Annotated in this window: 4 protein-coding genes; 3 read left to right on the top strand and 1 reads right to left on the bottom strand. The window is 32.0% G+C overall.

Annotated elements, in window-relative coordinates; translation table 11 throughout:
* On the bottom strand, positions 1–1,433 hold a 1,433-nt coding region (locus HZR21_RS11210), incomplete at its 3' end, for a Y-family DNA polymerase (RefSeq protein WP_180747681.1).
* Between the two features lie 390 nt (positions 1,434–1,823).
* Here HZR21_RS11210 and HZR21_RS11205 point away from each other — a divergent pair.
* From HZR21_RS11205 to HZR21_RS11195, 3 genes are all read left to right on the top strand, one after another.
* A complete protein-coding gene (locus tag HZR21_RS11205) occupies positions 1,824–3,155 on the top strand; it encodes a RepB family plasmid replication initiator protein (RefSeq protein ID WP_180747680.1) in 1,332 nt (443 codons plus the stop codon).
* Positions 3,156–3,459: 304 nt separating this feature from the next.
* Positions 3,460–4,260: a ParA family protein gene (locus tag HZR21_RS11200; protein WP_180747679.1), complete on the top strand. Its 801-nt coding sequence runs from the start codon at positions 3,460–3,462 to the stop codon at positions 4,258–4,260.
* Positions 4,261–4,273: 13 nt separating this feature from the next.
* Positions 4,274–4,534 carry a hypothetical protein gene (locus HZR21_RS11195; protein ID WP_096040563.1) on the top strand — a complete coding sequence of 87 codons (261 nt, stop codon included), beginning with the start codon at positions 4,274–4,276 and terminating at the stop codon, positions 4,532–4,534.
* Positions 4,535–4,767 lie beyond the last annotated feature (233 nt).

The following is a 4,767-nucleotide window of genomic DNA, read 5'->3' as shown; positions in this document are numbered from 1 at the left end:
CCACCTGCTGAATGACCTCCAACAAGTTTACTTCTTGCTACTACTCTTGATCCATCAAGTAGTGAAGTTGCCTTTTGTAAAGCCAAAAATCCATACTGATTTCTTATCTCGTCTATTGCTCCCTGAAGTGTTTCTGTCTTGGCTGCTTTTTTATCAAAGGTGTCAAATAAAGAAATTAGTTTGACTTCTTCACTGCATAGCCCACCAAATGAAATGCCTAATCGTCTCACACTACCACCAGAATAACCCGCTCTGAATAATGACATGATCTGATCACTTAACACAGCAATGCTGTTCGTGACTTCTATTTTCTTTTGAATATGTAGCCCTCGTTTATTTTCAGAATAAGCATAACCGACATACAGACTAACAACAGTTGTCTGCTTTTTGGCTTTTCTTAGTCTGATAGAGACCTGCTCAGTCATTTCTTTGATAACCAACTCAATTTGAGTTTGATCAGCATAATCTTTGGGCAAGACTTGCGAGTTGCCAATTGACTTTGACTTAGCATGATAAGGCTCATAGACTGTAGACTCATCAACACCATTGGCATGGAAGAATAATTGAACTCCAACGACACCAAACTCTTTTTTTAATAACGCAGGGCTACAATGTGCGAGATCATAGACTGACTTGATACCTAATTTATTCAGTCTTTTTTCAGTACGAGTATTGATCCCCCAGAAGTCAGTTAAGGATTTAATTTTCCAGACTTTATCGGGTATGCTTTCATAAGTCCAAAAAGCACGCATATTACTATTGTGTTTGGCTTCATTGTCAAGTGCAAGTTTAGCAAGTAATGGATTGCCAATGCTCATACCAACTGTTGAATATATGCCAGTTTGATTGAGAATAGCTAATTGAATTTCTCTTGATAATCTATCGAGCTTTACTTCAGCAGGCAACGCTTTATCATAAAAGTAGTTTAGAGAACTTGTTAAATCAACAAACCCCTCATCAATCGAATACCAAAATATATCTTCAGGAGATGCAAAATTTTGAATAGCATGTTGAATTTCAATGTTTTTCTCAATGTATTTTGACATTCTCGGAGGTACAATTTCTGTTCTCTTTGCCCAAGACTCTATAAATGCTACTTCACTTTTTGAGGGTGGCGTAGCTTTATTAAGCCAATCACGTGGAGCTGTACGATAATAATTTTGGTAGTTGAATTTTCGGTTGTGGGTATAAAACGGCAGGTCTCTACTTCGACCAACATTATCTTTTCCAAATACTTTTTTAAAGGTTGGCGAACTTGCTAGTATCAGACCTGCTGAGTTGTCTGCACCACTCATGACACATAGTGATGTTGACAGAGGATTTAAACCCCTTTCAACACACTCTACACTTGCATAGAATGATTTCATGTCGATAAAAGCAATTGCCCTGCGCTGTTCTTTTGAGTAATCAATTAAAGGGTCAATTTCAATCATATAGACACCTCATTTACAAATAGTGTTAGTTGATTTAACTAACACTATTTTAGCACTTTTAAGATTGATGTCAAATATTTACTAACATCTTGAAAATAAAAATAGGCGAAGCCTATCTTTATTTATCTTATATATATTTGTCTTTTGTTCTTTTGCGTACAAAAAAAGTCAATTATACCAAGGCCTGACAGATTTATATAGCAACAAAAAACTGTGCATATAGCAACAAAAAACTGTGTATATAGCAACAAAAAACTGTGTATATAGCAACAAAACTGGTCGTTTTGTTGCTATATACACAGTTTTAATGTATAATAAAAAACATAGAGAACTCTCTCGCAAAAAAGTTTTCTCTATGCCAAATTCAAACACGCAAAGGAGCGTATTTATATGTCCATTATAACAAAAGGAAATGAAAATAAAAAGGTGGTAGATCCTTTGAATGAAATCAAGAGAAGAAAAATAGTAGAACACAATGACCTGATAACTAGCATTGCTAAAATGGATAAAGTACCTTTAAAGATTTTTGAGTTGGCAGTATCTTATATTAATACGGATAATCCACCAAAAGACCATATTATTTATCTTTCAAAAAAAGAATTATTTAAATTTTTTGATGTCTCAGATAATGATAAACATAGTCGCTTTAAAAAAGCAGTTGATAAAATGCAAGAACAAAGTTTCTTTAGAATAAGAGAAAAACAAGAACGTGGTTTTGAGTATGAAAATATAGTACCAATCCCTTATGTTAAATGGGCTGATTACCATGATGAAGTTATAATTGAATTTAATAAAAGAATTATGCCTTATCTAATCAATTTGAAACAAAATTTTACGCAATATGCCCTGTCTGATGTCATGAACTTAAACTCTAAGTACTCAATTATTCTTTATAAGTGGCTATCCATGCAATACAATCAATATGAACATTATTTAAACAAAGGTGGTAGAAGAACAGAGCAACTAGAAGGTTATTGTAATCCAGAAATAAAAGTATCTGAACTTAGAACTATGACAGATACAATAAATGATTATAAAAGGTTTCAAAGTTTGGAACAACGTATTTTAAAAGAGCCACTAAATGAAATTAATCATCATACTCATTTTGATGTGACTTATGACAAAATTAAAAAAGGTCGTTCAATCGATAGCATACTGTTCCATATATCTAAAAAAGCTCAGCCACAGGAACTAAATGGAGAATACAAGGAAAGAGAACAGGATCCTGCATACCTGCAAGGTAAGAAAAATAGAGAAGAACAGACGGCATTATTATCAGCTAAAGCAATGCAAAATCCTTACACAATGGAACTACTAGAGTTTGAAATACTAGAAATGAGAAATTTAGCCGACATCAGTCTAATGGCACGTCTACAAGAAGTAGTTTATCCAATATATTCAGAGATTGAGGGACAAGCAGGTATTAACCGTGTTAGAGAACATTTTGAAACTATTAAAAATCATAGACAAGATTATTCTAAACCAAATATAGCTCAATATTTATTAGTTTCAGCAAGAAATTTTTTAGCCAGTGGAGATGTGATCAAAAAAGAGAAAGGAAAGACTAAATACTTAAGAACTGAAGGAAAAGTTGAAGTAGTGAATGGAAATAAAATACCTGACCACAGATATAAATCTGCATATGTGAATGAAACAACTCCAGAAGAACAAAGAGAGCTTGAAATAATTAAAAAAGAACTTTCAGACTCAATGAAAAAGTAATGTAAGAAATAAAAAAAGTATTACCTACTTCTTTACAAGGTAATACTTTTTAAATACCAAGATAACACTAAGGTATGAAATAAGTAATACCTTTGTATTGGCAAAGTATACATAAAGGTGTAAGAAGGTAATACCAAGTAAATACCAAGGTATGAAACAAGTAATACTTTGGTATTGATAAAGTAAACATAAAGGTGTAAAATAGTAATACCAAGTAAATACCAAGTAAATACCAAGTAAATACCAAGTAAATACCAAGTAAATACCAAGTAAATACCAAGGTGTTCTTAAGAAGGAGTGTAATATGGAAGTTATCAGCTTTATGGCAATTAAAGGCGGTGTTGGTAAAACAACAATGGCTTTTCAGTTAGCAAAATTTTTACAGGATAGAAAGAAAAAAGTGCTATTGATTGACATGGACGGACAAAAAAGTTTAACAGGAACTTTTGAAAGCGAGAATGTTAGCTTTAAAAATAGTCTTAGTATATCTGATATATTAAGTAACCCATCTATAACAGAAGAAGAAACTGCTATAAATGACTTCATCTCTTTTATTCCTTCGGTCAGTAATCTAGATAATTTGACAGACTTGTTATCAATAAAACCAAATAAAGAATTACTATTATTCATGTGGTTTTCTAGAAATATAGACAGACTAGAGAAGTCGTATGAATATGTCATAATTGATTTACCACCAGCTTGGAATTTATTGACGAAAAATGGCGTAGCAGTTTCAGACAAAATTATTTCCCCACTAGACCCAAGTAGATTTGGATACGAAAGTCATATAAAAGTATTACAAAGTATTGGAACGTTGAAAAAAGAAGTGGTAGACCCTGTTAGTGGAAAAAGCTATATAACAGCAACAGTAAACTTTTTAGGGAACAGAGTAAAACACAATACTAAAACATCAAAAGAATTTTTAAGCGCATTAAAAGGGATTGATAATGTTATAGGTATTATTCCAGAGAAAGAATTAATTAATGCGAGCATGCTTGAAAAATTGGGGATCGAGGAGTACTTAAGGAAAGAAGAAAAACTGAAAGAACAAGAAAAATTCCTGATATTGATAAATGATATTTTTTCAAATATTTTAGAGGCATAGAAAAGGGGTAGAAATGGCTAATAAGTTTGAACAATTTTCAAGTACTAACAATGAATATGAACAAGAGAACACATTTCCGAATACAGTGAAAGAAAATGTTAAAGAAGAAACTAACATTGATATGAATTGGGAAAAGAAAATAAAAACAAGTTTTTCTATTAAAAAGAGCAACTTAGAAAAATTGGATAGCCTTGTTAAACAAACAAATGCGAGGTCACGTTCATCTATTTTAGACAAAATAATAGAAGATACATATGAACTGTTTGATAAATAGAAAAATCAACCATCTTTAGCCTGATTTCAATTTTTATGTTTTTTATCTTAACATTTTTGGTTCTGTTGCGAAGTTTGAAAATCAAACGAGCCCTCTCTGAACTCAGGGTTCTGTTGCAAAGTTTTCCAAAAAATCTATTTTAGTGTAAAATTGAGAAAAAAGACAGAGAGGACAGAGTAATGAATCATTTTAAAGGCAAACAATTCAAAAAAGACGTCATTATTGTCGCTGTT

The organism is Pseudolactococcus laudensis, assembly GCF_013449735.1.
Classification (GTDB): domain Bacteria; phylum Bacillota; class Bacilli; order Lactobacillales; family Streptococcaceae; genus Pseudolactococcus; species Pseudolactococcus laudensis.
The sequence above is the reverse complement of the archived record's forward strand: the minus strand, read 5'-3'. Positions and strand labels throughout refer to the sequence as shown.